The sequence below is a fragment of the Azohydromonas caseinilytica genome (assembly GCF_012927045.1).
In the GTDB taxonomy this organism is placed as follows: domain Bacteria; phylum Pseudomonadota; class Gammaproteobacteria; order Burkholderiales; family Burkholderiaceae_C; genus Azohydromonas; species Azohydromonas caseinilytica.
Window position 1 is genome coordinate 257,544 of the sequence record NZ_JABBFW010000006.1, and the last position, 24,666, is coordinate 282,209.

Consider the following 24,666-nt stretch of genomic DNA (forward strand, 5'->3'; position numbering starts at 1 on the left):
GCCCCCGCCACGCCCTTTTTGAAGGAGCCCGCACGCCATGGCTGATCCGATATTGATCGCCCGTCACGGCAAACAGGAAGCCTGCCTGCTGCCCGCGCTGGCCAACCGCCACGGCCTGGTCACCGGGGCCACCGGTACCGGCAAGACCGTCACGCTGCAGCGCCTGGCCGAGGGCTTCAGCGGCATCGGCGTGCCGGTGTTCATGGCGGATGTGAAGGGCGATCTCACCGGCATCAGCCAGCCCGGGCAGCTCCCGCCCAAGCTGGCCGCCACGTTGGCGGACCGCGGCATGGAGCCGCTGCAACCCGTGGCCTGCCCGGTGACGCTGTGGGACGTGTTCGGCAACCAGGGCCATCCGGTGCGCGCCACCGTGAGCGACATGGGCCCGCTGCTGCTGGCGCGCATGCTCGACCTCAACGAGACCCAGACCGGCGTGCTCAACCTCGTGTTCCGCATCGCCGACGACGCCGGGCTGCTGCTGCTCGACCTCAAGGACCTGCGCGCCATGCTGCAGCACGTGGGCGAGAACGCGCGGGAGTACACCACCAGCCACGGCACCATGAGCGCCGCCAGCATCGGCGCCATCCAGCGCTCGCTGCTGCAGATCGAGCAGCAAGGCGGCGACAAGTTCTTCGGCGAGCCCATGCTCGACATCGCCGACCTCATGCAGACGGTCGACGGCCGCGGCGTGGTCAACATCCTGGCCGCCGACAAGCTGCTGCAGGCGCCGCGCCTGTACGCCACCTTCCTGCTGTGGATGCTGTCCGAGCTGTTCGAGACGCTGCCCGAGGTGGGCGACCTGGACAAGCCCAAGCTGGTCTTCTTCTTCGACGAGGCGCACCTGCTGTTCAAGGACGCGCCGGCGGTGCTGGTCGAGCGCATCGAGCTGGTGGTGCGGCTGGTGCGCAGCAAGGGCGTTGGCGTGTATTTCGTCACGCAAAACCCGGCCGACCTGCCCGACAGTGTGCTGGCGCAACTGGGCAACCGCGTGCAGCACGCGCTGCGCACCTTCACGCCGCGCGACCAGAAGGCCGTGCGCGCGGCGGCGCAGACCATGCGGCCGAATCCGGCGCTGGACCTGGAGGCCGCCATCACCGAGCTGGCCGTGGGCGAGGCCCTGGTGAGCCTGCTCGACGAGCATGGCCGCCCCGGCATCACGCAGCGCGTGTTCGTGCAGCCGCCGGGCAGCCGCCTCGGGCCGGTCACGCCCGAACAGCGGCGCGCGCTGCTGGAAGGCTCGCTGGTGGCCGGCGTGTATGAAAAGGCGGTGGACCGCGAGTCGGCCTACGAGCAGTTGCGTGCCCGCGTGCCGGGTGCCGCAGCCGGGTCGTCGCCGGCGTCCGCCCCGGCCGGTGAAGGCGGACTGCTGGACGGCCTGAAGGACATGCTCTTCGGCAGCACCGGCCCGCGTGGCGGGCGGCGCGAAGGACTGGCCGAGGCCGCCGCGCGCAGCGCCATGCGCAGCGTGGGCTCGGCCGTGGGCCGCGAGATCGTGCGCGGCGTGCTGGGCTCGCTGCTGGGGGGCACGCGCCGGCGGCGCTGAGCGTCACGTCATGAGCGGCGACGGCGCGGCCAGCGGGCCGAGCTTCGGGGTTCAGCGTTGCCAGTGACCGTGATGGCCACGCCAGCCGTGCGGCTGCCGGTACACCGGCGTCGGCACGTAGACCACCGGAGGCGCCGTCAGGTAGCGCGGTGCCGCGGGCACATACACCGGCGGAGGCGGTGCGTACACGGGCGGCGGCGCATAGTAAATGGGCGGCGGCGCCACGTAGGCCGGCGGACGCGGCACGTACAGCGGCGGCGGCGAGACATAGACCGGCGGCGGCGGCACGTAGACCACGCCGGGCGGTGAAACGTAGACCGGCGCCGGGCGCAACGGCGAGCTGGAGATCACAGTGCCGACCGACACGCCCGGCTGAACCGGGGCGTTGATGCCCACCGACCACTGCACATCGCCCGCACGGGCCGGCATCGCCAGCAGGCCCGCCAGGGAAAGCACGGCGGAGGAAAGTAGAAGGTGGGAGCGCTTCATGGTGGCGTCCTTCGAAGAGGTTCTTTCTCAACGCACGGCGCGGCGCCCCGGTGGACGGCCCAGTTGTGTCGGGCTGCAAGCACACCCCCCGATACCCCCTCTATAGAATCCCGCAGACCGTGCATTGCGCCGGCCCGCGGCCGGCCCACTTCCTCACCTCCCCATGTCCGCACCCGAAGCACCCAAGCCGAGCAATTTCCTGCGCGCCATCATCGAACGCGACCTGGCGGCCGGCACTTACGCCCAGCGTCACTGGGCCGGCAGCCCCGGCGACGCCGCGCACCAGGGCAGCGGCGCGCTGGACCCGGCGCGCATCCGCACCCGCTTCCCGCCCGAGCCCAACGGCTACCTGCATGTCGGCCATGCCAAGAGCATCTGCCTGAACTTCGGCCTGGCGCGCGATTACGGCGGCGTCTGCCACATGCGCTTCGACGACACCAACCCGGAGAAGGAAGAGCAGGAGTACGTCGACTCCATCCTCGACGCCGTGCAGTGGCTGGGCTTCGGCTGGGAGGCCAACGGCACCAGCCACCTCTACTACGCCAGCAACTACTTCGACTTCATGTACCGCGCGGCCGAGGCGCTGATCGAGGCCGGCCATGCCTACGTGGACGAGCAGACGCCCGAGGAAATGCGCGCCAACCGCGGCGACTTCGGCACTCCCGGCACCGACAGCCCGTACCGCAACCGCAGCGTCGAAGAGAACCTGCGGCGCTTCCGCGAGATGCGCGACGGCCAGCATGCCGACGGCGCCATGGTGCTGCGCGCCAGGATCGACATGGCCTCGCCCAACATCAACCTGCGCGACCCGGCCATCTACCGCATCAAGCACGCCACGCACCACAACACCGGCGACCGCTGGTGCATCTACCCGATGTACACCTACGCGCACCCCATTGAGGACGCGCTGGAGAACATCACCCACAGCCTGTGCACGCTGGAGTTCGAGGACCAGCGCCCGTTCTACGACTGGGTGCTGGAGCGCCTGGCCGACCTGGGCCTGCTGGCGCGCCCGCTGCCCAAGCAGTACGAATTCGGGCGGCTCAATCTCACCTACGTGATCACCAGCAAGCGCAAGCTCAAGGCGCTGGTGGACGAGCAGGTCGTCAACGGCTGGGACGACCCGCGCATGCCGACCATCGTCGGCCTGCGCCGCCGCGGCTACACGCCGGAGTCGCTGCAGCTGTTTGCCGAGCGCATCGGCGTGGCCAAGGACTACAGCTGGATCGACTACGCCACGCTGGAGCAGTCGCTGCGCGACGACCTCGACCCCAAGGCGCCGCGCGGCCTGGCGGTGCTGGACCCGTTGAAGCTCGTGCTGGAGAACTGGGACGAGGCGCTGGGCGCCGGCCACATCGAGCCCTGCAGCGCGCCGGTGCACCCGTCGCAGCCCGAGCGCGGGCGGCGCGAGTTCGCGCTGGCGCGCGAGGCCTGGATCGAGCGCGAAGACTTCGCCATCGATCCGCCCAAGGGCTACCACCGCCTGTACCCGCCCAAGGCCGACGCCGCCGGCGGCCGGGTGCGTTTGAAATACGGCTACGTCATCGAGTGCACGGGCTACGAACAGGACGCCGAGGGCCGCGTCACGCAGGTGCGCGCGCGGCTGCTGCCCGACACCAAGAGCGGTACGCCGGGTGCCGACAGCGTCAAGGTCAAGGGCGTGATCGGCTGGGTCGGCGCGCAGCCGGTGGAGCAAGGCGGTGGCGTGGCGGCCGAGGTGCGGCTGTACGACCGGCTGTTCACCGAAGCCCAGCCCGACGCCGGCGGGCGCGACTTCAAGGCCAGCCTCAATCCCGACAGCCTGCGCGTGGTGCAGGCCATGGTGGAGCCCTCGCTGGCCACGGCCGCGCCGGACCAGCGCTTCCAGTTTGAACGCCACGGCTACTTCGTCACCGACCGCGTGGACCATGCCGCCGGCCGGCCGGTGTTCAACCGCATCACCGGGCTCAAGGACAGCCGCGGCCGTTGAGGCGCCACCCGGGCCGGGATGGCGGCTGAATTGCACGTCCCCTTCCCTGCCCGCCGGTGTGATGCCGCAGGGGCCGCTGCACAGCGGCGACAATCGGTGCTCTGGCGGGCCCGGGTCCGCCGCCCATTACTTGCAGGAGACCGCCGCATGGCCAAACCCAACTACGCCTTCGAAAAACGTCAGCGCGATCTCGCCAAGAAGAAAAAGAAGGAAGAAAAGATGGAGGAGCGCAAGGCGCGCAAGGCCGCCGGCGGCCTGACTGAAGGCGGCGAGGGCGCCGCGGTCGCGCCTGAAGGCGACGTGACCGACCCCGGCGACGGCAGCGCCGGCGTCTCCGAGATCCAGCGCGACGACCCCACCGGCAACGGCGCCCCGGCCGCCGACGCCGCACGCTGAACGGTCCCGCGCCGCGCCGGGCGCCGCCTGCGGCGGACACCGGTGTCGGCGCGTTTTCTCCCCGATGACGATGCCCCCTTCCGCGCCCTGCCCCTGCGGCAGCGGCACCGCCTACGGTGGCTGCTGCGCGCGCTGGCACGACGGCCCGCAGCGGCTGCAGGCGCCCGACGCCCAGGTGCTCATGCGCTCGCGCTACAGCGCCTTCGTGCTGGGCCTGCGCGAGTACCTGCTCGACACCTGGCACCCCGGCACCCGCCCGGCCACGCTGGAGCCCAACGAGCCCGGCCTGCGCTGGCTGGGCCTGCAGGTGAAGCGCCACGAGGTGCTGGACCCGGACCATGCCCGCGTCGAGTTCGTGGCGCGCAGCAAGCTCGGCGGCCGCGCGCACCGGCTGCATGAGCTCAGCCGCTTCGTGCGCGAGGACGGCCGCTGGCTCTACGTGGACGGCGACCTGCTTTGAGCCACGCGCCGCCGTCCGACGCCGATACGCCCGCTCCGCTGCCGCTGCTGTACCACGACGGGTACCTGGTCATCGTGGACAAGCCCGCCGGGCTGCTGGTGCACCGCACCGCGCTGGACGCGCATGAGCAGCGCGCCGCGCTGCAACTGGTGCGCGACCAGATCGGTGCCCCGGTCTGGCCGGTGCACCGCCTCGACAAGGGCACCTCGGGCGTGCTGGCCTTCGCCCTGGATGTGGACACGGCGCGCCGGCTGGGCGCGCAGTTCGAAGCCGGCGTACCGCGCAAGACCTATCTCGCGCTGGTGCGAGGCTGGCCACCAGCGGCGGGCGAGATCGACCACCCGCTGGCGCGCGATCCCGAGCGCCCTTCGGCCGGCCAGCCGCTGCTGGCCGCGCGCACGCGCTACGAGCGCCTGGCCCGCGTGGAATGGCCCTTCGCCACCGATGCGCGCCATTCGACCAGCCGCTACGCGCTGCTGCAGGTCTTTCCCGAGAGCGGGCGGCGCCACCAGATCCGCCGCCATTTGAAGCACATCGCCCACCCCCTCATCGGCGACGCGACCCACGGCAAGGGCGCGCACAACCGTGCCGTGGCGTCGTGGCTGGGCCTGCAGCGGCTGTGGCTGCATGCGCTGGCGCTGGAGCTGACGCATCCCGCCACCGGCCGGCCGTTTTGGCTGCAGGCCTTGCCCGATGCCTCGTGGCGCGCGCTGCTGGCGCAAGGGGCCTGGGAATGGGACAAGCCGCGGCCGGCGTGGGCGCTGGACTGACGGCGGCGCGTCCCGTCACTCCAAGTCCTGGTGCAGGCACAGGATGTTGCCTTCCGGGTCCTCGAACCACGCGGCCTTCTCGGAGCCCAGCACGCAGACGTGATTCACGGTCTTGAGCCCGGGCAGGTCGTAGTCGGCAAAGCGCACGCCGCGGTCCTGCAACTCGGCCACGGCCTGCGCGATGTCCTGGACGCGAAAGCTCAGCGCGGTGTGCTCCGCCTTGGTGCCTTCGGGCTTCGGAAACAGCGCCAATGCCGTACCGCCGCAGCGATAGACGAACTTGCCATCGGGCCTGAGTCCTTCGGGCCTCAGGCCCAGCTGCTCCTCGTAGAAGCGGCGTGCCCGCTGCAGGTCCTTCACCGGCAGCATGCAGGTCACTTCGCTGTGCGTCAGTGCCGTCATCGCAATCCCTCGATGCGGCCGCTCAAGGACCGCCGTCAACAGGTATAGGCGCAGCGCCCACGGGGCGCCAATCGGTCTGCTGGCGGCGAACTGCTAAAAAAATCGATAAGTTCTTGCAAGACGCGTTTTGACACTGATATACTCATGGCTTCTGTGGGGACGTAGCTCAGCTGGGAGAGCGTCGCGTTCGCAATGCGAAGGTCGGGAGTTCGATCCTCCTCGTCTCCACCACTTATTCAGGACACGCTAAAGTCTTTGTAAATCAAGCACTTAGCGCACACGCTCAGATCCTCATGGGTACAGGACGTGGGTACAGTCTCAAGGGCCTCGGGTAGTTCGCTCCCCGGGGCCTTTTGCTTTTCTGGGTCTGGAGAGTGATGACTATCGAACAACGGGTAACGGCTCGCCTAGAGGAACTGGTTAGACAGGCAGGCCCGCTTACGGCCGGCAATAACGCTGGAAACGCGACCAGTGCTCAACAAGCACATGAGTGCGCAGGCTGGCTCATCGCAGCTCAGAGCATGGTGCATCTTGTGTGCCCTGTGGGCCACCCGTACCGCAATGCGATAGACATGCTTGCGGTTTCAGCGGCAGGCCCTCTCACCGCTGGACTGAATCGCACCGTTGGAGTCGCTCAACAGACTGTGATTCGCCTCCTGGAAGATGCCAGAGCCGGGCTTCTTGCAACCGTTGCGAATGCAGCGCGGGCGGAGGTGTTCGACGAGTTTCTCGACCATGCCAAGGAATACCACCGCAGGGACCGGAAGAACGAAGCCGGCACCATTGCAGGAGTTGTGTTTGAAGACACCATCAGGCGTCTCTGTGACAAGCAAGGCATAACGCAGAAAGGGGTGCCGTTGGATCGGCTCATCTCTGAGCTGACCGGCAAGGGTCTTCTGACCTCCACCAAGGCCAAGCGTGCCCGCACCGCAGCCCACGTTCGCACGAAGGCCACACATGCGCAGTGGGAGGAGTTCGCGCTTAGCGACGTGGACGAGACCATCCGCGTCACGACAGAGCTTGTGGAGCTGCTGGAAAGCTGAGGCTAGACCGATACGGTTTCCTTTCCCTACTGCCATCAGCCGGCACACCGGATAGGCAGTCACTATTCAATTGGCTAGGTGCAGACCTGATGTCTTTTCTAGGACACTAGAACTACATATGAACAAGATTTACTTGCTAAATGACAAGCCTGGGTATCGCTGCGAGTGCGGCAATAGCGAAGCTCTTGGTGATAACGGCCGATATGCGAAATTTCATTCATGGCTTGATCCTCAGCCCCTTCCTAATGGGCGCCCAATGGCTCAATGTTTAGTGTGCAATAGCCCGCCTGCAGAACCAATCTACCTTCCTAAGTAACAACAAAGAATTCAAGCCTTGTTGTTGCAATTATATTCGCCTATAGGGATCTTTTTGCTTGTGGCGGGATGGGAATGGAAGAAAGCGCTTTACTGGAATTCCTGAATCAGGGCTGGGTCGGCATCGTGGCCGGCTTGCTTATCAGCGTTATCTTCCATTTTTTGGCTCGCAAGACGCCAACTCTAGCCTACGAAGTAACTTCGTCTCCAGTTTTAAAAGTAGTGGCACACACCGGCATCCAAGAGAACATTGCTGTGACCTACCGGGGCGAGTCTGTCTCGCAGTTGTCGGTTGCCACAGTAACTTTGTGGAATGCTGGGCGAGCAACTCTTGAAGGAACCTCACTAGTCGGCCGTGATCTTCTTCGTGTCGTTCTCAAAAGCGAGCAAAGCCAGATATTAGAATGTTCAATAGAGGCAAATCCCAAACCGGCATGCGGGTGTGAAGTTTCTTTGGACGAAAATGGGAAGCGAGCGCTTGTAACTTTTGATTATCTCGACCCTGCCGACGGATTTTCATTTCGCATACTGCACACAGGCAACGCGGGGGAAGCCATATTACGCGGCGTCCTGAAAGGCGCTCCAATAATTGATGCTGACCAACGCGGCGGATTGTTAGAACGGATCAAGCGACGCCTCCCCTATACAGCCGGAGGGTACATTTTATTTGCACTCTCTATTGCCGCATTTTATCAGTGGTGGGAGTCAACTCCTCCCATTGAGGCTCCCAACGCATTCAGCGGCTTTATAGCTAAGTGGTACCTCGCGGTTATATCGCTTTCGCTATTTCTTGGCTTCCTTTTTATCGACACGATGGGCGACATTTTCGGCGGCCGAGTGCCAGCCCGTCTCCTGACAAAAGAACGCTTACAAAGAGAACGCTGGAACCGGAAAACATAGGGATTATTTTGCTTTCCGAGCAAAACAGTAATGAAGAACTTGGTCCGAGTCCTGGGTCAAAAAAACAGGCCCCCTTTCGGGAGCCTGCAAGTTGCCTCATCAGTAGCCGTAAGCCTTCTCGGGGTCGGTCTTCGGGTAGGTCTCGGCCAGCCAGTTGGCGAAGGCCGGGAGCCCATACAGCCGCTTGAAGGGCAGCGCGTCAGCCAGCTCGCGGACCTCCTTGGCGGTGGTTTCGTCCGTCCCCAGCATCCCGGACAGCACCATGGGCGCATTCCAGAGACGCGAGGCGGTCACCATGCTGGGGGTCCGCCACAAGACCCGGTTGTCGGTGTTGGCCGTGGCCCCGGGCTGGAACAGCGAGTCCCCGCCGCTGCCGATGTTGTAGGCAGTCTCGGCCAGCAGGGGCGCGAGTCCGTTGATGGACATGCGCGACAGCGCAGAGGAGGCAATGCGGTCAGGGGTCAGCCGCTCGTCTAGCTCGGTCGGGTAGTTGATGGCCGTCTGGGTGGAGTACGCAAGGCACTCCGATACGAAGGACACCATCCAGAGCTGGGCCGCCGTGCTGTCCCTAAAGTGCAGGTTCTTGAGCATGTTCTTGGCATGCCCAACCAGCATGAAGGTCCGCAGTTCGGCCAGCACCTTGCCCGCCGTGGTGTGCATGAAGGGCATGGTCTCCCCAAAGTCCTGGTCCTGGATGGCGTCCCGGACCTGCCGCGACAGGAACAACTGGAACCGCTGGTAGGACCCCAGCGCCTCCCGCGCCCAGTCCTCGTACCGGATGCCCTGCAAGACCCCATCCCACGCCACTGCGAACCGCTCCAGGTCGTACAGCATGGAATCAATGTCCATGTCGTCCACGCCCTGGGCCACCCAACGGCGGCGCAGCTCGGGCGTGAGGGTCCGCTTGCCGGCAGCGAAGCCAAAGGCTTGCCGGGTAACAGCCATGGCCGTGAGCTGGCGTGTGATGGACGTGAACGAGGCGTTCCCGCTCACCACGTCGCTGACGTGCGCCACCGTGTTGGCCCCCTTCTCGAAGCGTGTGAGGGCCCCGCCGGCAAACCCGCTCTCCAGCTCGTGGGCCCTGGCGTAGCTGCTCGCCATCTCAGTGCCGAATCCGGTCATGTGGAGGATGTCCTCCGCCAGCCCGGCCTCCGGGAGGTGCCCCTGGCGCAGCGCCGTGATGAAGCCCCGGAAGGTCGGCAGGCTCTGCCACACCGCACGGAACCCCATCAGGGACACGGCCCGGGACATCTCAAAGGCAGCGGTAAGGCCCAACTGCCCCAGCATCACGGCGCGGGTGTAGCCCCGCAGCGCGGCCAGGGTGCGGGCCGTGTAGTTGAACTCCGATGGACCCAGCGGGCGCCCCGTGATGTGGCTGTGGATGTCCTTCAGGTAGCCCAGCTCCTTGGCGAGCCGGGCCCCGTCATAGACCCCTTGGGCCAGCGCCTCGTCCTCCACCTCCTTCAGCCGCGCCACCCATGCCGCCTGTGAGTTGATGCCGACACGGGCAAGGCCGATGTGTCCACCCATGGAGTTGATGTAGGTGTCCATTAAGACCCGGGCATCGTTCTCCAGGAGGTCCGACAGGCGCAGCGTCCCGGTAGGCAGCCGGGCGGTGGCGGTCTCGTCCAGGTCGAAGCGAAAGCGCAGGTTGCCGGCCTGCCCCGCATCTCCGCCGGAAGCGGCCCGGGCATCAAACATCACGTCAATGATGGTGTCGATGTCGTCCGAGTCCATGCCATGGGCCGCCAGCTCGGTCCTCAAGGTGCCCATGTCGCGGCTTTGGAGGTGGACCGACTCCAGCGCCCCGGAGAACTCCAGGCGCCGCACGGTGTCCAGGAACCGCTTGGCCTTCACCTTGTCCCCGGTGTAGCCGGGCACCTTGATGGCGTGAGCTAGCAGGGAAACCACAGCATCCTCCCCATGGGCAGCGATGGCGTCTGTGATGCCCTTGTGGTCCCACACCCGGTTCACGTACAGGTCATTGACGGGGACCTGATCCGCCCCCTTTACGCCTGCCCGCTGGGCCTCCTCCAGCATCCTGGCGTATGTGTCCCGCATGGCCTTGGCTGCCTTTTGGATAGCCGGGTGGAGGTCCGGGTGGTCCGCCTTCACGGTCAGGTCTCCCCGGGTCTCCCGCGTCACCAGCTCCATGAAGGAGGTACGGAAGCGGCCCCGCTGCAGGAAGGGCACCTGCGCCACTTCCACGGCATCCCGGAAGGCGTCGTTCAGCTCCTTGTGGAAGATGCCGCCCACCACCCGCTGGAGCTGTTTCTTGTGCTCGCTAGCCGTCCAGCCCTGGGCCTGTTTGTTGTCCACCTGGATGGCGTCCTTGATGAGGTCGAAGGCCAGGGAGCGGACACCCTCATGCTCGGAGCGGTTCAGGATGGCGAAGTAATCCATCCGGGCCGCACTCATGGCCGTGCGCTGGTCAGCAATGGCGGCAATCTTCGCCACCTGAGCGGCCCCGATGGAGCCCGGCAGGAACCCTTCAGGGGCCGGGTCGGTGGCTTGGTCCAGGCGCGAAGGCGGGACCGCCATCAGCCCCTCATCGGTTTCCACCAGCAGGCGGCCCCGCTCGGCATCGAAGCTGCGGACGGTGCCTTCCAGGGTGTGGCCTTCCGTGCCAGCCCAGGAGACCCGCTGTCCTTCCCAGGCGGCGGCCGGGTGGGGCTTGCTCGCGGCCTCATGGGCCGGCTGCTGCGGCTCCTGCTGGCGCCTCACGGCGGCATCAAGGGGGTCCTCCTCCAGCAGCATGCGGGCCTCCTCACGGGCGCGGATCATGCGTTCCTGGTCAGCCTTGATGCCAGCAGCGCGCTCCTCCTCGGCCCTCTGGAAGGCGGCCTCCCGTTCCGCCTTGAGGCCCTGCACCTGGACATCCCCGGCAGCGGCGTAGGCGTCCTCCAGGTCGATAGCCTTGCGGGACGCCTCGCGCTCCATCAGGGCCCGCTTGAAGGCGGACTGAAGGGCTCCTTGCAGGTGGGGATTGCCGGCGTTGACCTCGGCAGCGGCGGGCACCGGGCCGGCAGCCTGGAGGTCCTCCTTGGGCTGGAAGGTGGCGTCCTCGCGGGCCACCCTGGCGTCCATCTGGGCGCGCATCTCGGGGGACACCTTGGGAGGCTTGATGGGGTCAGCCTGCAGCGGGAACAGCTCGTCTATGAGGGACCGGGTGTCATCCCGTAGCTTCTGCCCCCACCGCTCCATCCAGACCCCGTGCGGCTCCACAGGACCGTGGAACTCGTCCAGGCGGGCATGGAATTGGTCTTCGTCAATGCGCCCGGCCTCCAGGTCTCGGATGGCGCCATGGACTTGATGGACCTCACGCAGGGTCTGCACCTGGGCCGGTGTCAGGTCGGCGCCGTCCTCCACGGCCTTGAGCGACTGCAACACCTCGTGTTCCTTCCCGGCAGCTTTCGCCACTCGGCCATCAGCACGGGCACCGGCTGCGATGAAGGGGGAAGCGAACAGCGCCCCCATGAGGCCACTTTCCAGCACGGCGGCCCGGTCGTCCTCGAAGCTCACGGACTGACGCAGGGACTCGTAAGCGGCGTTCTCGGCAGCGGCGGTGCCTAGACCAGCGGCCACGGCGGGGAGCTTGCCGGCCTGCTGCACTCGCTCGGCAGTGGCGGCAGCCTGGGCCAGCTTGGTGCCCTGGGCGGCCTTCTGGGCCACGGCGGCTTTGGTGACCCACCCCCCGGCCATGCTCATCAGGAGCTGATCCGGCGAGAACAGCCCCAGTGCCAGCCGGGCAGCATTGCCCTTCCAACCCATGTCATCCAGGCGCAAGAGGTCTTCCTGCTTCTGCATCAGGCGGTCCTTCAGGAACAGCGCATGAGCCGGGGACGTGGCTTGGTACAGCTCCTTCACATGCTCATCCCACAGACCGTGAGACAGCTCCTTGAAGTCCGGCGCGGTGCCGGCGAAGTAATCGGGCTGGGGTACGAAGGTTGACCCCGCATAGCTCTCAATGAGGCCCGGGACGGCACTGTCCTGGCGCCACATGGAGCCCAGGTAGTTCCCGGCAGTGGCAGCTTCCTCGCGCTTCCTGCGGGCTTCGGATTGATCCCAGCCGCTGGGGGTGACGGGAGCGTTAGCGGCGGGGTTGATGTTGCCAAATCCCAGCGGGGCGCCGGACTGGGTTGGGTCCTGCTGGAGGGCCGGTGTCAGGTCGGTGGTAATGGTTGCGTTCTTCACGTTCTACGGTTTCCGGTTGGTTGATGGCGGCCAGCAGCGCGGGCACGGCAAAGCCCCTGGTGGGCTCCAGGCGGGGCGCTGTGGCTTGGTGAGGGGGTAGCCCTGCGGCGGGCGTGTGGAGCGCCTGTAGGGGCGCTGTAGGGGCCGGGTGGTGGCCCTTGTGGTGGTCAAAGAAACAGGTGCGGAAAGGCGCGGGCACGAACAGGCACGCCAGCGCATAGACCCCCAGCACCGGGAGCCGGCGGGGCGCTGCTGGAACCCCTACAGCTCACCCGCCGTCACTTCAGTCCCACGGCGCCGCCTCGTGGTCGGTGTCCGCGGAGTCGGCCATCTCGGGCCAGGGTGGCAGGGCTTCCCCGGCTGGCGCTGCTGCCTGTGCCTCCCGCTGGCGCCTCTGGCGCTCATGGAAGCGCTCTGCTGCCGCCTCTCGGCGGCCCCGGATGGCGGCGGCTTCGGCATCTTCGCGCTGCTGCTGGCGCTGCTTCTCCTGTGCCTTGCGGCCGGCTTCGGTTTCGGCCATGGCAGCCTCACGCGCTGCTGCCTTTTCGGCGGCCTGCTGCGCCCTCTCGGCTTCCTGCTGCTGGCGCCGCTGCTCGGCCTCCAGCTCGCGCAGTGCGAGGGCTTTGCCTTCCTGGCGGCCCTTGGCGAGCATGGCGAGGTCTCGCGCTTCACGGGCGGCCTTTTCGCGTACCAGGCAGGCAACGCATAGACCCCGGGCGGTAGTGCGCTCCCGGGTGCCATCCAGGCGGCACAGCGCCAAGCTCGGGAAGGTCTTCAGACCCCGGGCTCTGGCCTCCCTGCTGGTCATCGGCAGGGGCGGCAGCGGCAGCCCTTCGGTGGTCAGACCCTCGTGGCCGGTCTCAGCGGCTGCGGTCGGCACGGCGCTGCAGTTCCTGCTCCTCGTGGCGCTGGTGCTCCAGCACGATGCGGGAGACCACGGCGGCGAGAGTCAGCCGCTGCCCATGCTGGGCCTCATGGCGGCGCTGCACGTCCTTGATGCGGTCGAAGACAGGGACGGGGATGGCGAGTTGCCGATACACGGCGGGATGGGACATGGATCACTTCTCCAGTGCGGGCATTGATGCAGGACCCACGGCATGGGGTCCTTGGCTTGGTGGTCTCCCTCGGTGGTCCTGTCCCAGTGCCAGCCCTTCAGGTCACCTCACGGTGAACTACAGGGGCAACCTGAAGGGGGAACTACAAGGAACACTAGGAGGTAAAGAAGGAGGAAGGCAGGGAGGGCCCCCCTGGGGCTTCTGCGAAGGCCGGGGTTTAGACGCAAAAATCAGCCTGTATCCGTCCGCAGTTCCTTACGTGACAAAGACTTAACCAGCGATTTCGCCTTGATGTGGCACCAAGTCCAGCAGCTTCGGACCAGCCTGTACGATGCCCTACTTCGTTACAGAGGCAACCGATGGAGTTTGGGTTTGTGGTCCTCATCGGCGGCGCCCTGCTGGTGGGCTACCTATTCGGGAAGCAGCGGGCACGCTCAGAGGCGTACCTGAAGGTGATGCAGAACCCCCACATCCCGGAGGACGTGAAGGGGCTCCTGAAGGGGATGCTCTAGCGAGGGCCGGGGTCTAGCCCATGGCTCAGAACTTGTACCTTGTGCGCCACCCCAAAAAGCTGGCTCAGATATGGCTCACAAGGTACTTGCAATGGCTTGTGAGCCTGGCTCATAATAAGCACGTACCTTCTGCACCATGCGAGCCAAATGAGCCACCGTGTCGCCTACTACCGTGTCAGCACCTCGGATCAGTCCATCGAAGCCCAGCGGCATGCCTTGCTGCAGGCGGCCGGTGGTGATGCCTTTGACGAGGAGTTCAAGGATGAGGGGATCAGTGGCACCGTCCCCGCTGCCCAGCGTCCCGGCTTCGCTGCCCTGCTGAAGCACGTTCGCAAGGGCGACACGCTCCACGTCTATGCCGTTGACCGTCTTGGCCGGGATGCGCTGGACGTGCAATCCACGGTGCGCGAGCTGCTGCGCCGGGGCGTGGCTGTAGAGGTTCACGGATTGGGGCGCATCGCGCAGGGCGTGGGCGAGCTGATCCTGGCCGTACTGGCGCAGGTAGCCGACATGGAACGGCAACGCATCGTGGAGCGCACGGCAGCAGGCAGGGACAAGGCGCGGGCCTCGCTGGAGGAGACCGGCAAGACCCATAAAGGAAAGGCCAGCATGGGACGCCCTGTGGGGACCGTGGCCGGTGGCCGGCAGGTGGACCCGGCATCGGTGGTGCAGTGGCGCAAGGAGACCGGCGCGAGCATCGCCAAGACCTCGGAGCACTTCGGCCTTAGCACGGCCACGGTGAAGCGGTACTGTGGCGCTGCTACGGTCTGATCCAGTGCCCTCCTCAGGCCCTTGCCGGCCTCTACAAGCGCCCCGGCTGCCTCGTTGGGGCGTTTGCCTTTGAGGGTCTCAGCGGCCCGCCTGGGGGCTTACAGGGGCCTTGTCGTGGCCGGCTGCTTCAGCAGCAACGCAATACTTTCGGGCCGTGTGGTAGTTCAGGCCGAAGTGTGCCGCCACCTCAACGTAAGTTGGGCGGGGAGTCCGTGCATTGCGCCATGCCGCCACCGCTGCGGGGTCAACGTGCCTGCCGTCTTCCAGAACTCCAGCAGGCGCCCCGGGGTCTGCTTCAAGGTTCGCTGCAATTTCCGGGAAGTCTGCAGCCATCCAACGGTGCACCGTGGATGAACTTACCCCCAGTGCCTCACCAAGTTCCCTGTAGCCCATGAACTTGCCATCCGGTTTGAGGTGCTTGCCAGCTTTGACAAGCCCCCAGAACGAAAGGCGCGTCCCTATGCGCTGCGATGCGGGTCCCTGCGGCGCAACGCCAGCAGCCGTCGCTCCATCTTCGTCATAGGTGGCGCGGCGGATGATGTCGTCCTTGCGCTTCCCCCAGCTAATTTCACAAGAGATTTCAGGGAAGTCCTGCGCCATCCAGCGCCATACCGTGGAGTGCCCGACTCCTATGGCATTGCCTAACTCCTCATAACCGATGAAGCGGCCATTTACTCGGTGCTTGCCTTCCATGACGAAGGCACGGAATGCCATGCGGAAGTCATGCCGGATGTCGTGACGGACTCGCTGGGCGGTGGTGCCTGTCGTCATACCGTGGTGGCCTCCTGGTGGCCCTTGGGGATGTAATGAATCTCAGACCAGCGGCCCAGCGCACGAATATGGAAGCAATCCCCGTCGCTCCAGGCATCGAAGCGCCACCACGGGGCGTTAGGCATCCGGTTGATGTAGATGTGGGGGACCTTGGAGCCTTCGGGCAGTCCCTGCTTCTCGCACTCCCAAGCAGTCAACTCGTGGTGCGCCAAGTCACGGAAATGGCTTAGCGTCCAGGCTGCAGCCGTGGTGACGCGGTAGACGATGGAATCAGCCAATGAACAGACGATGCGGGGAGTAGCAAGACCATTTCCGATATGGGACATGATTGCGGACCTCAGGTTGCGAGAAAGGGCCGCAGTGTTTCGGCAATGATTATGTTTGCCCATGGAAAAATAATCCTATGGTCGGCACCTTTGGTATTATTTGAACCTTCAATGCGGCTTGATAATTCCCGCCTTCGGGACGATTGCGAAACCGGGACTAAACTACCGCTCTGGCGCTGCTGGAATGAGAGGGGGCACGGGGGGAAACCGGCCCGTTTCGATCATCAAATGCCCGTTCAGGTGCGCGCCAAAAACATCCGGGGTCCCCTGCTGGTGACCTCCAGAGGGCATAGAGGGAGCTTCAAAGATGCAGATGGCGCTTGCCCGGTGGGGCGCCTGGTTTAGCCGTGGGTGGGCCTGGTGGTGGTCGGTCGGCCTTCTTCTGGCTGGTTGGCTGGCGCTGCACTACTTGCCCACCACGGATGACAACGTCCGCCGGGTCGGGATGTGCTATGAGACCCTCGGCATGCTGTTGGTGTTGTGGGAAGTCGCGGCGGCAACTAAGAAGCACGGGCTTCAGCCGCCGTGGCGCCGGCTGGCTCGGTATTGGCGTGACATCCCCCTAAGGCCCCCGGCTCCTGCTGGCCTGTCGGGGCATGTAGTGCTGGAAGGCATTGAGGTCCATGGCCGGGCGGGGGTAATTCATGCCTCAGGCGGCACGCTGGAGGAACGAGTGGCCGCACTCGAAAACAAACTCAAGGGTGTTCAAGCCTCGGTGGATTGCCTGGATGACCGCATTGGGGTTGAAGAGCGCACCCGGGCAAGCGCGGACAAGACAGAGGCAGCCGCACGGGCGCAAGCCGATGACCAGATCAGGGACGCCATCAAGGGTCTAGAGGTCGGCGGCATTGACCTCACCTTGTTCGGCCTGCTGTGGCTGTTCGTCGGGATGGTCATGACCACCGGCACGCCAGAGCTGTGCATGGTGTTGGACTGCATCCCCCAGGAGGCAGCGCCAGTTCAAAAGGACGAAGCCCGCACTATCCGTGTCCCGGCCTGGCCCTCAGTTCGCACCTAGCTTGCCAACTTGCCAAGGCAGCCAGCGGGTTCGCAGCGCGGCCCGTGTAGGGTGGGCCTGCTGGCGCCCATTGCGCCACACATGGGGCCTTCTGGCGTCTACCGGGGCCGTCTGAGCCAGCCAGAGAAAAGACCCCCGCCAACAGCCGCGAGAAGCGCAGCGCCGAATGCCCCGGCGATACTCAGAAGCGCCCCCTCATTCCACAGGGCAAGGGCCACCACAGCGAAAGAGGTAAGAGGCAGCAGATGCGCTGCAAGCTGGAGGTATGCGGTCATCACTCATTGTCCGCCGGGCCGCTTGTCCGGTCTCCCCTTCAGGCAGCCGGCGCGGCCTCCACTTCCAGCCCTGCAGCCTTGCGGAACTCGGCTTCCACCTCATTCCCGTAGTGCACCAGCTCGGCCACCTTGCGCAGGCTCTCCAAGCTGGCCCCGTCCGAGTAGACGGAAAACATGAGGGTCGGCACCCGATGCCCCACGTAACGCTGAACGTGAACCGGGTTAACCGGCGCGTTCTCCATCAGGGTCATAAAGGTCCGCCGGGTGCTGTGGAAATCCACCTCGGACCCGAAGCCCAGGCGGTCTCGGTCCCGGCCCATGGCTTTCTGTACGTGCCATGAAAGCTTGTTGTCCGGGCCACCTGGGCGGCACTCGGGGAACAGGCTGGCGCTGGGGTCCGGCTGCGCCTCCAGGCGCCGGCGCAGTACCTCCACGGCGGCCGGATGGAGCACCGGCAGGGACCGCAGGCCTGCTTCAGTCTTGGACGCTTCCACCTTGAGGAGATAGCCGCCGGGGATGGCGTCCATGGCAAGGGGTCGCAACGACACGATTTCATCCAGGCGCATCCCGGTGCAGAAGCCCAGCACGTACAGCTCACGGAACAGCGGCCGGCTGTAGTGGGTCACGCGGTCCCCATCCGGGGCACGGAACAGCTTCAGCACCTCGGCCGAGGTCCACCCCCGTTTGGCCTCCCCGGCCCCTGCCCCGGCCTTCTTACGGCCCGTCAGCTCATGATTGACCCAGGGGCTCACCCCATGGGGCACCTGCCGGCGGCGCTGCAGGAACTTCCAGACCGTGTGCAGACCGGACAGACGGTCCTGCTTGGTGGAGTAGCCCAGCGGCCCGGCATTGAGCCAGTCCACATAAGCAGCCGCACGCTCCTCGGTGACGTGCTCGGGCAGGCAGTCGGAGACCTTGAGGAACTGCAGTAGCTCGGCCACCTGCTGGCGCCGCTTGTCCTTCGTGCCCTCGGTCAGGTCTGGAGACTCGCACAGCTTGCCCAGTGCCTCCAACAACGTCAGCCGCTCAGGCTTCGTGGCGAGGTCATAGAACTGCTGGGCGGCATCTGCTCCAGCCTCCTCCTCAATTCGCTGCGCCTCGGCTTCAGCCATGCTGAAGGCCGCTTCGGTGGAGTCCTCACACCCCTTGGCAACGGCATAGGCCATGGACTCGCGCAGCTCCCGGGCTTTGCGGATAGTGCTCGGCAGCTCGGCCCGGTGGCCCCGGCGCAGCTTGGCGAACTCCAGCTCCCACCACGCGGCCCGCTCCCTGGCGAGCCGGCGGCCATCAGCAGGGTCTCCAGTGCCCAGCGCTTCAACGATATGAGTCCGCTCACTGCCCTTGCCGGTCTTGAACCGGGGCCTCAGGTCGGCCGGGATGGGGAAATTCAGGTACAGCTTGGAGCCGCGCCAGCGGGTGTAAGGGATGGACGGAAGGGGCATGCTGCCGGGGCCTCATGGGTACAGTCGGTGGGTACAGTGTACCGACCAAACCTCAATGTTTATGCGCACTTAGGCACTTACATCGTTCCGGTGGAAGTCCTCCTCGTCTCCACCACAGATTCAAAAGGGCCTTGCGGATGCAAGGCCCTTTTTCTTTGCGCGCTCAACCGCCATCGCGCCTCCGAGGCAGGAGCATCCCGCAGCGCCCTATCGGAACGGCTGCCTCCACACATGACTTCCGATCCAGGCTCCGCGTCCTGACCTGTGCTGCCCCGCTTGCGCCGGCGGACCGTCACGTCCTTGGCCGAGGCTTCTGAATCTACCTCGTACGTTGCAACGGTTTGGATTTCTCCCCAGCCGCTGTGGACAACTCTGTGAGCCCGCTGCCTAAAGTAGGCCCAAGTGCTTGATTCGTAAAGAACTCATTGGTGCTGCCTTCAAATGAGGCAACCTATCAGCATGCACCCGTCCGCGGCTCTTGACAGCGTCGTGCTGCAAGCCCCTAGCAGCAACGCAATCACACTTGAATCCCGTGGACGCGGGCGTACTATGAAGCCGTCAACCGATGGCACTGCGGAAGGCCAGAACGGAACGCCGCAAGGGCTTACCAAGTACCGCCGCCGATTTCTGCTTGAGGGAGACAGGCAACCCGCCCCCGGTGTGATACCGCTGGCGGGTTGCTCCATTTGGAGGCCGTGAAGACCTCAGAGCGGTAGATTCGTCTGTTCAGGGAGCTAGGGTTTTCCCCGGTCTCTGTGGACAACACTGTGGGCCGCCTGCCCACAGTGTCGCCAAGTGCTTGATTTTCCTGGGAAGGAGCTTGTGCTGCCTCAAAAACAGGCAAGCCTGCTTCCTCAGTGAGCCATGCGCCGCCCGCGCATGCGCTGCACCAGGGTCACCACCAGCAGCACGACGGCGCCCGCCGCGATGCCGACGGCGGCGTCGAACAGGCTGGTGAGCAGCAGTTCCATGGCGCCGCCGTGCTCGTCGGTGGCCTCTTCGATCCAGTGGTGCAGCGCGCCGATACCGTGCACCAGGATGCCGCCGCCCACCAAAAACATCGCCGCCGTGCCGGCCACGGACAGCGCCTTCATCAGCCACGGCGTGGCGCTGACGATGCCGCTGCCCAGCGTGCGCATCGCCGCCGAGGCCTTGCGCTGCAGGTACAGGCCCAGATCGTCGAGCTTGACGATGCCGGCGACGACGCCGTAGACGCCCACCGTCATCGCCAGCGCGATGGCCACCAGCACCGCCACCTGCGTCGTCAGCGGCTGCCCGGCCACCGCGCCCAGCGTGATGGCGATGATCTCGGCCGAGAGGATGAAGTCGGTGCGCACCGCGCCCTTGATCTTTTCCTTCTCGAAAGCCACCAGGTCCACCTTCGGGTCCTCCAGCGCGCGCACCAGCTGCGCGTGCGCGGCGTCGTCCTCGGCCTGGCTGTGCAGGAAGCGGTGCGCCAGCTTCTCCACGCCCTCGAAGCACAGGAACAGGCCGCCGACCATCAGCAGCGGCGTCACGGCCCAGGGCGCGAAAGCGCTGATCAGCAGCGCCAGCGGCACCAGGATCGCCTTGTTGAGCAGCGAGCCCTTGGCCACCGCCCACACCACCGGCAGCTCGCGCTCGGCGCGCACGCCGGTGACCTGCTGCGCGTTGAGCGCCAAGTCGTCGCCCAGCACGCCGGCCGTCTTCTTGGCCGCGACCTTGGAAAGCACTGCCACGTCATCGAGCACGGTGCTGATGTCGTCCACCAGCGCCAGCAGGCTGCCTGTTGCCATGTCGTTCCTCTTGTGTGAATTCCCGCGATGCCCCTTGTGGGCAAGCGCCGCGCCATTGTGTCGGGCACGCCGCTTGCGGCACGCTGACGATCCGTTTGGAAAACGGCTTTCATGGAGGTTTCACATGGCTGACCATCGTTCCAGCGACGCTCATTTCGAACGCTACCGCGAGGAGTACGCGCGCCAGCTCGACGAGAAGTACCGCAACTGGCGCAAGCAGAGCAGCCGCCACGGCGCGCATGCCCCCTGGCGCACCACGGCGCCGGCGGGCCCCGAGCACAAGGACAGCGCGCTCGAAGGCCTGGGCCGCGCCCTGTCCGCCCCGGTGTTCGGCGCCACCGACGAGCCGGCCGTGGAGAACCAGCCCAACCGGGAAGACATCCCCGTCTCCGGCCGCATCGCCTGATGCTCCCCAGCCGGGCCGCCGTGCAGCGGCCCCGGCTCCTCCCGCCCATCGCGGACGCCGCGTCCGGCAAGGGGCCGACCTTGCGGCGGGCCGCCATTGCCCTGGGCGCTCTCCGGCACCCACGCGCGACCCCCGGCCGGCGTCTGCGGGCCAACCCTGAGGCACCGGCCTGCATGCGGTGCCCATACTGCCTCGCCGCCCGACCGCACTTTGGTGCATGACACCGGCACCTCGGAACTCCACGCCTTTCTCCCCATGGACTTTTCCCTCTCCCCCGCGCTGCTGGAACTGCAGCAGCGCACCCGCCGCTTCATCGCTGAAGAGGTGATGCCGCTGGAGCGCGACCCGCGCCAGACGGTGCACGGGCCCTCCGAGGCGCTGCGCGGCGACCTGGTCGCCCGCGCGCGCGCTGCCGGGCTGCTCACGCCGCATGCCTCGCGCGAGCTCGGCGGCCTGGGCCTGTCGCACGTGGAAAAGGCCATCGTCTTCGAGGAGGCCGGCTACTCCACGCTGGGCCCCACGGCGCTCAACATCCACGCCCCCGACGAAGGAAACATCCACCTGCTGGAGCAGGTCGCCACGCCGGCGCAGCAGGAGCGCTGGCTGCGCCCGCTGGTGCAGGGCTTCACGCGCTCCTGCTTCGCGATGACGGAACCCGCCCCGGGCGCGGGCGCGGACCCGTCCATGCTGGCCACCACCGCGGTGCGCGACGGCGACGAGTACGTGATCAACGGCCGCAAGTGGTTCATCACCGGCGCGGAGGGCGCGGCCTTCGCCATCGTCATGGCGCGCATGGAGGACGGCTCGGCCAGCATGTTCCTCACCGACATGGACCGCCCCGGCATCCGCATCGAGCGGCTGATGGACACGCTGGACCACTGCTTCACCGGCGGCCACGCCGTCATGAGCTTCGAGAACCTGCGCGTACCCGCCACCGACGTGCTGGGCGAACTCGGTAAAGGTTTCAAGTACGCGCAGGTGCGGCTGGCGCCGGCGCGGCTGACGCACTGCATGCGCTGGCTGGGCCAGGCGCGGCGCGCGCACGACGAGGCGCTGGCCTACGCCCGCGAGCGCCAGGCCTTCGGCAAGACGCTGGGCGAGCACCAGGGCGTGAGCTTCATGCTCGCCGACAACGACATGGATCTGCACACCGCACGGCTGCACATCTGGCACACCGCCTGGCTGCTGGACCAGGGCCAGAAGTGCAACTTCGAATCGAGCCGCGCCAAGGTGGTGTGCTCGGAGGCCGAGTGGCGCGTGGTGGACCGCTGCGTGCAGATCCTGGGCGGCCAGGGCGTCACCGGCGAGCGCATCGTGGCGCGCATCTTCAGCGACATGCGCTCCTTCCGCATCTACGACGGCCCCAGCGAAGTGCACCGCCACAGCATGGGCAGGAAGATCGTGGCGGGGCGGGCATGAGCGGCGGCATCGAGAGCATGTTCCGGCTGGATGGCCGCCTGGCGCTGGTCACCGGCGCCTCCAGCGGCCTGGGGCGGCATTTCGCGCTGACGCTGGCCCGTGCCGGCGCCCGGGTCGCCGTGGCGGCGCGGCGCGAGGAGGCACTGCAGGCGCTGGTGCAGGAAATCGAGGCTGCGGGCGGCCGGGCGCTGGCCCTGCCGCTGGACGTGGCCGACGCCGCCCGCGTGCGCGCGTGCTTTGACCGGCTCGGCGCCGAGGCCGGCGTGGCCGACATCCTGGTCAACAACGCCGGCATCACCGTGACGAAACCGCTGCTGCACCAGACCGAGGCCGACTGGGATCACGTGATGGACACGAACCTCAAGGGCGCCTGGCTGGTCGCCACCGAGGCGGCACGGCGGCTGGTGGACAGCGGCCGGCCCGGGAGCCTGATCAACATCGCCTCCATCCTGGCCGAGCGCGTGGCCGGCGGCGTGGCGCCCTATGCCATCTCCAAGGCCGGGCTGGTGCAGGCCACCAAGGCGATGGCACTGGAGCTGGCGCGCCACGGCATCCGCGTCAACGCGCTGCTGCCGGGCTACATCGTCACGGACCTGAACCGCGAGTTCTTGCGGTCCGAGGCCGGCGACAAGCTGCGCGCGCGCATCCCGAGCCGCCGCTTCGGCGAGATGGAAGACCTGGACGGTCCGCTGCTGCTGCTGGCCAGCGACGCCGGCCGCGCCATTTCCGGCGCCACGCTGACGGTGGACAGCGCCCATTCGGTGAGCTCCCTATGAGCAGCGCGCTGCATGAGGGGCAGCGCGCCGCGCTGGAGCGCTTCATCGCGCAGGCGGCCGGGGCGCGTGCCGCGGCCATCACCCAGGCGCAGCTGCTGTCGGGCGGCGCGATCCAGGAGAACTGGCGGCTGGACATTCACATCGACGGCGGCGCGCACGACGGCCCGCTCGCGGCGGTGCTGCGCTGCGACTCGGCCTCGGCCGGCGTCGCCACCAGCCATGGCCGGGCGCAGGAGTTCGCGCTGCTCAAGGCCGCGCACGTCGCGGGCGTGACCGTGCCCGAGCCGCTGTGGCTGTGCCAGGACCGCGCGGTGTTCGGGCGGCCCTTCTTCGTGATGCGGCGGGTGGAAGGCACGGCGGCGGCGCACCGCATCGTCAAGGACCCGGCGCTGGGCGGCGACCGCGTGCGGCTGGCCGAGCAGCTGGGCCGCGAGCTGGCGCGCATCCACTCCATCCGCCCGCCGCGGCCGGACCTGGCCTTCCTGCCCGTGCCCGAGCTGCCGCCGGCGGCCTGGCTCATCGATCGCGCGCGGCGCTGGCTGGACGGCCATGAGCTGCCGCACCCGGTCATGGAATGGGGCCTGCGCTGGCTGGAGCGCCACGCGCCGGCGCCGGGCGAGCTGAACCTGTGCCACCGCGACTACCGCAGCGGCAACTACATGGTCGATGGGCAGGGTCTCACCGGCATCCTGGACTGGGAGTTCGCCGGCTGGAGCGACCCGCTGGAGGACATCGGCTGGTTCTGCGCCAAGTGCTGGCGCTTCGGCCGCAATGAGCGGGAGGCCGGCGGCATCGGGGCGCGCGAGGATTTCTATCGCGGCTACGAGGCCGAGTCCGGCCGTGCCATCGCTCGCGAGCAGGTGCGCTACTGGGAGGTGATGGCGCACATGAACTGGGCGCTGATCTCGATCCAGCAGGCGCAGCGGCACGTGTCGGGCGAGGAAAGCTCGCTGCTGCTGGCGCTGACGGCCCACATCACGCCCGAGCTGGAGTGGGAAATCCTGAGCATGACGGAGGAGGACTGATGCGCGACCACCCCGACGGCGCCGAGCTGCTGGCCGCCGCGCGTGCCCTGCTGCGCGACACGCTGCTGCCGGCGCTGCCGGCCGAGCACCGGCACGCGGCGCTGATGATCGCCAACGCCATGGGCATCGCCGAGCGCCAGCTGCGCGCCGGCGACGCGCCGGCCGCGGCGGAATGGCAGTCGCTGCACCGGCTGCTGGAAGGCGAAACGGCGGACGAGGCGATCAACCGCGTGCCCGCCGCCGGCCTGGACGAGGAGCTGATCCGCCTCAACCGCCTGCTGGTGCAGCGCATCCGCGCCGGCGAGGCCGATCCGGGCCGGCCGCTGCACCCGGGGCTGCGCCACCACCTGGAGATGGTCGCGCTGCAGCGGCTGGCGGAGAGCAATCCGAAGGCGTTGCCGGTGCAGGACTGAAGGCGGGAGCCGGGGCACGCAAGCCTGGGTGGATTGTTTACTGACAGTTGACGGCTGTCCCGATCAGGCCCACTCATTGGCTGATATGTTGCCGGCGAGTGGACAATCAGAGCTGTGCCGTCCGGGAGCAGCGGAGAGGCGCATTGCTGTCCGGGGCTCGCGCCGCGCTGATGTTCCTCAGTGCCGGCCCGGGACTCTGAA

The 24,666-nt window shown here is 66.9% G+C and carries 23 protein-coding genes and 1 tRNA gene; 15 read left to right on the forward strand and 9 right to left on the reverse strand.

The genetic code is table 11. The features are described 5' to 3' along the window. Positions 1-37: 37 nt before the first annotated feature. Positions 38-1,543, forward strand: coding sequence for a helicase HerA-like domain-containing protein (locus HHL10_RS11435; protein WP_169160474.1), 1,506 nt, complete (start codon positions 38-40; stop codon positions 1,541-1,543). A gap of 51 nt (positions 1,544-1,594) precedes the next feature. Here the strand turns inward: HHL10_RS11435 and HHL10_RS11440 are convergent, their stop codons facing one another. Next, complete coding sequence (locus tag HHL10_RS11440) at positions 1,595-2,032, reverse strand: hypothetical protein (RefSeq protein ID WP_169160475.1); 438 nt, start codon at positions 2,030-2,032, stop codon at positions 1,595-1,597. A gap of 163 nt (positions 2,033-2,195) precedes the next feature. Here HHL10_RS11440 and HHL10_RS11445 point away from each other — a divergent pair, with 163 nt between their 5' ends. The 4 genes from HHL10_RS11445 (at position 2,196) to HHL10_RS11460 (ending at position 5,627) form a co-directional block, all read left to right on the forward strand. After that, positions 2,196-4,001 carry a glutamine--tRNA ligase/YqeY domain fusion protein gene (locus tag HHL10_RS11445; protein WP_169160476.1) on the forward strand — a complete coding sequence of 602 codons (1,806 nt, stop codon included), beginning with the start codon at positions 2,196-2,198 and terminating at the stop codon, positions 3,999-4,001. A 147-nt stretch (positions 4,002-4,148) separates the two neighbouring features. Then, a complete protein-coding gene (locus tag HHL10_RS11450) occupies positions 4,149-4,397 on the forward strand; it encodes a hypothetical protein (RefSeq protein WP_169160269.1) in 249 nt (82 codons plus the stop codon). A 64-nt stretch (positions 4,398-4,461) separates the two neighbouring features. Then, positions 4,462-4,857, forward strand: coding sequence for a YchJ family protein (locus HHL10_RS11455; protein WP_169160477.1), 396 nt, complete (start codon positions 4,462-4,464; stop codon positions 4,855-4,857). Next, positions 4,854-5,627: a pseudouridine synthase gene (locus HHL10_RS11460; protein WP_169160478.1), complete on the forward strand. Its 774-nt coding sequence runs from the start codon at positions 4,854-4,856 to the stop codon at positions 5,625-5,627. Before HHL10_RS11455 ends, HHL10_RS11460 begins: the two co-directional genes overlap by 4 nt. 15 nt (positions 5,628-5,642) lie before the next feature. Here HHL10_RS11460 and HHL10_RS11465 read toward each other — a convergent pair whose 3' ends face one another. After that, complete coding sequence (locus tag HHL10_RS11465) at positions 5,643-6,029, reverse strand: VOC family protein (RefSeq protein ID WP_169160479.1); 387 nt, start codon at positions 6,027-6,029, stop codon at positions 5,643-5,645. Between the two features lie 155 nt (positions 6,030-6,184). Here HHL10_RS11465 and HHL10_RS11470 point away from each other — a divergent pair. The 3 genes from HHL10_RS11470 to HHL10_RS11480 all read left to right on the forward strand — a co-directional run bounded on the left by HHL10_RS11470 (position 6,185) and on the right by HHL10_RS11480 (position 8,287). Next, positions 6,185-6,260, forward strand: a tRNA-Ala gene (locus tag HHL10_RS11470). Positions 6,261-6,406: 146 nt separating this feature from the next. Beyond that, entirely contained in the window at positions 6,407-7,072 is a 666-nt protein-coding gene (locus HHL10_RS11475; protein ID WP_169160480.1) for a hypothetical protein, read from the forward strand. Positions 7,073-7,462: 390 nt separating this feature from the next. After that, positions 7,463-8,287: a hypothetical protein gene (locus HHL10_RS11480; RefSeq protein ID WP_169160481.1), complete on the forward strand. Its 825-nt coding sequence runs from the start codon at positions 7,463-7,465 to the stop codon at positions 8,285-8,287. Between the two features lie 99 nt (positions 8,288-8,386). Here the strand turns inward: HHL10_RS11480 and HHL10_RS11485 are convergent, their stop codons facing one another. The 3 genes from HHL10_RS11485 to HHL10_RS11495 all read right to left on the reverse strand — a co-directional run bounded on the left by HHL10_RS11485 (position 8,387) and on the right by HHL10_RS11495 (position 13,536). Then, on the reverse strand, positions 8,387-12,481 hold the full coding sequence (locus HHL10_RS11485) for a hypothetical protein (RefSeq protein ID WP_169160482.1): 4,095 nt from the start codon (positions 12,479-12,481) through the stop codon (positions 8,387-8,389). Between the two features lie 283 nt (positions 12,482-12,764). Next, positions 12,765-13,361: a hypothetical protein gene (locus tag HHL10_RS11490; protein WP_169160483.1), complete on the reverse strand. Its 597-nt coding sequence runs from the start codon at positions 13,359-13,361 to the stop codon at positions 12,765-12,767. After that, positions 13,342-13,536, reverse strand: coding sequence for a hypothetical protein (locus HHL10_RS11495; RefSeq protein ID WP_169160484.1), 195 nt, complete (start codon positions 13,534-13,536; stop codon positions 13,342-13,344). Before HHL10_RS11495 ends, HHL10_RS11490 begins: the two co-directional genes overlap by 20 nt. A 659-nt stretch (positions 13,537-14,195) precedes the next feature. On the opposite strand from HHL10_RS11495, the gene HHL10_RS11500 reads away from it, so the two are divergent. After that, positions 14,196-14,819 carry a recombinase family protein gene (locus tag HHL10_RS11500; protein ID WP_169160485.1) on the forward strand — a complete coding sequence of 208 codons (624 nt, stop codon included), beginning with the start codon at positions 14,196-14,198 and terminating at the stop codon, positions 14,817-14,819. Positions 14,820-14,897: 78 nt separating this feature from the next. Here HHL10_RS11500 and HHL10_RS11505 read toward each other — a convergent pair whose 3' ends face one another. After that, a complete protein-coding gene (locus tag HHL10_RS11505; protein ID WP_169160486.1) occupies positions 14,898-15,590 on the reverse strand; it encodes a hypothetical protein in 693 nt (230 codons plus the stop codon). Further along, positions 15,587-15,916: a hypothetical protein gene (locus tag HHL10_RS11510; RefSeq protein WP_169160487.1), complete on the reverse strand. Its 330-nt coding sequence runs from the start codon at positions 15,914-15,916 to the stop codon at positions 15,587-15,589. The genes HHL10_RS11505 and HHL10_RS11510 overlap by 4 nt, the downstream gene beginning before the upstream one ends. A gap of 307 nt (positions 15,917-16,223) precedes the next feature. Here HHL10_RS11510 and HHL10_RS11515 point away from each other — a divergent pair, with 307 nt between their 5' ends. Then, complete coding sequence (locus tag HHL10_RS11515) at positions 16,224-16,934, forward strand: hypothetical protein (RefSeq protein WP_169160488.1); 711 nt, start codon at positions 16,224-16,226, stop codon at positions 16,932-16,934. A 313-nt stretch (positions 16,935-17,247) separates the two neighbouring features. Here HHL10_RS11515 and HHL10_RS11520 read toward each other — a convergent pair whose 3' ends face one another. Next, positions 17,248-18,651 (reverse strand): DUF6538 domain-containing protein, encoded by a 1,404-nt coding sequence (locus tag HHL10_RS11520; RefSeq protein ID WP_169160489.1) that lies wholly within the window; start codon positions 18,649-18,651, stop codon positions 17,248-17,250. An 854-nt stretch (positions 18,652-19,505) separates the two neighbouring features. Further along, a complete protein-coding gene (locus HHL10_RS11525; protein ID WP_169160490.1) occupies positions 19,506-20,426 on the reverse strand; it encodes a DUF808 domain-containing protein in 921 nt (306 codons plus the stop codon). Between the two features lie 124 nt (positions 20,427-20,550). Between HHL10_RS11525 and HHL10_RS11530 the strand changes: the two genes are divergently transcribed. The 5 genes from HHL10_RS11530 to HHL10_RS11550 all read left to right on the forward strand — a co-directional run bounded on the left by HHL10_RS11530 (position 20,551) and on the right by HHL10_RS11550 (position 24,465). Further along, the gene (locus HHL10_RS11530) at positions 20,551-20,832 is read left to right on the forward strand and encodes a hypothetical protein (RefSeq protein WP_169160491.1); all 282 of its coding nucleotides are present in this window, start codon (positions 20,551-20,553) and stop codon (positions 20,830-20,832) included. 255 nt (positions 20,833-21,087) lie between these two features. After that, positions 21,088-22,251: an acyl-CoA dehydrogenase family protein gene (locus HHL10_RS11535; protein ID WP_169160492.1), complete on the forward strand. Its 1,164-nt coding sequence runs from the start codon at positions 21,088-21,090 to the stop codon at positions 22,249-22,251. Beyond that, positions 22,248-23,027: an SDR family NAD(P)-dependent oxidoreductase gene (locus tag HHL10_RS11540; protein WP_169160493.1), complete on the forward strand. Its 780-nt coding sequence runs from the start codon at positions 22,248-22,250 to the stop codon at positions 23,025-23,027. The genes HHL10_RS11535 and HHL10_RS11540 overlap by 4 nt, the downstream gene beginning before the upstream one ends. Further along, positions 23,024-24,052, forward strand: coding sequence for a phosphotransferase family protein (locus HHL10_RS11545; protein ID WP_235971339.1), 1,029 nt, complete (start codon positions 23,024-23,026; stop codon positions 24,050-24,052). Before HHL10_RS11540 ends, HHL10_RS11545 begins: the two co-directional genes overlap by 4 nt. Beyond that, complete coding sequence (locus HHL10_RS11550) at positions 24,052-24,465, forward strand: DUF6285 domain-containing protein (RefSeq protein ID WP_169160494.1); 414 nt, start codon at positions 24,052-24,054, stop codon at positions 24,463-24,465. Before HHL10_RS11545 ends, HHL10_RS11550 begins: the two co-directional genes overlap by 1 nt. The last annotated feature ends 201 nt before the right edge of the window (positions 24,466-24,666 follow it).

Coding starts and splice junctions, on each gene's coding strand:
- HHL10_RS11435 (WP_169160474.1), top strand. CDS start 38: ATGGCTGATCCGATATTGATCGCCCGTCACGGCAAACAGGAAGCCTGC.
- HHL10_RS11440 (WP_169160475.1), bottom strand. CDS start 2,032: ATGAAGCGCTCCCACCTTCTACTTTCCTCCGCCGTGCTTTCCCTGGCG.
- HHL10_RS11445 (WP_169160476.1), top strand. CDS start 2,196: ATGTCCGCACCCGAAGCACCCAAGCCGAGCAATTTCCTGCGCGCCATC.
- HHL10_RS11450 (WP_169160269.1), top strand. CDS start 4,149: ATGGCCAAACCCAACTACGCCTTCGAAAAACGTCAGCGCGATCTCGCC.
- HHL10_RS11455 (WP_169160477.1), top strand. CDS start 4,462: ATGACGATGCCCCCTTCCGCGCCCTGCCCCTGCGGCAGCGGCACCGCC.
- HHL10_RS11465 (WP_169160479.1), bottom strand. CDS start 6,029: ATGACGGCACTGACGCACAGCGAAGTGACCTGCATGCTGCCGGTGAAG.
- HHL10_RS11475 (WP_169160480.1), top strand. CDS start 6,407: ATGACTATCGAACAACGGGTAACGGCTCGCCTAGAGGAACTGGTTAGA.
- HHL10_RS11480 (WP_169160481.1), top strand. CDS start 7,463: ATGGAAGAAAGCGCTTTACTGGAATTCCTGAATCAGGGCTGGGTCGGC.
- HHL10_RS11495 (WP_169160484.1), bottom strand. CDS start 13,536: ATGTCCCATCCCGCCGTGTATCGGCAACTCGCCATCCCCGTCCCTGTC.
- HHL10_RS11500 (WP_169160485.1), top strand. CDS start 14,196: ATGAGCCACCGTGTCGCCTACTACCGTGTCAGCACCTCGGATCAGTCC.
- HHL10_RS11505 (WP_169160486.1), bottom strand. CDS start 15,590: ATGACGACAGGCACCACCGCCCAGCGAGTCCGTCACGACATCCGGCAT.
- HHL10_RS11510 (WP_169160487.1), bottom strand. CDS start 15,916: ATGTCCCATATCGGAAATGGTCTTGCTACTCCCCGCATCGTCTGTTCA.
- HHL10_RS11515 (WP_169160488.1), top strand. CDS start 16,224: ATGCAGATGGCGCTTGCCCGGTGGGGCGCCTGGTTTAGCCGTGGGTGG.
- HHL10_RS11520 (WP_169160489.1), bottom strand. CDS start 18,651: ATGCCCCTTCCGTCCATCCCTTACACCCGCTGGCGCGGCTCCAAGCTG.
- HHL10_RS11525 (WP_169160490.1), bottom strand. CDS start 20,426: ATGGCAACAGGCAGCCTGCTGGCGCTGGTGGACGACATCAGCACCGTG.
- HHL10_RS11530 (WP_169160491.1), top strand. CDS start 20,551: ATGGCTGACCATCGTTCCAGCGACGCTCATTTCGAACGCTACCGCGAG.
- HHL10_RS11535 (WP_169160492.1), top strand. CDS start 21,088: ATGGACTTTTCCCTCTCCCCCGCGCTGCTGGAACTGCAGCAGCGCACC.
- HHL10_RS11540 (WP_169160493.1), top strand. CDS start 22,248: ATGAGCGGCGGCATCGAGAGCATGTTCCGGCTGGATGGCCGCCTGGCG.
- HHL10_RS11545 (WP_235971339.1), top strand. CDS start 23,024: ATGAGCAGCGCGCTGCATGAGGGGCAGCGCGCCGCGCTGGAGCGCTTC.
- HHL10_RS11550 (WP_169160494.1), top strand. CDS start 24,052: ATGCGCGACCACCCCGACGGCGCCGAGCTGCTGGCCGCCGCGCGTGCC.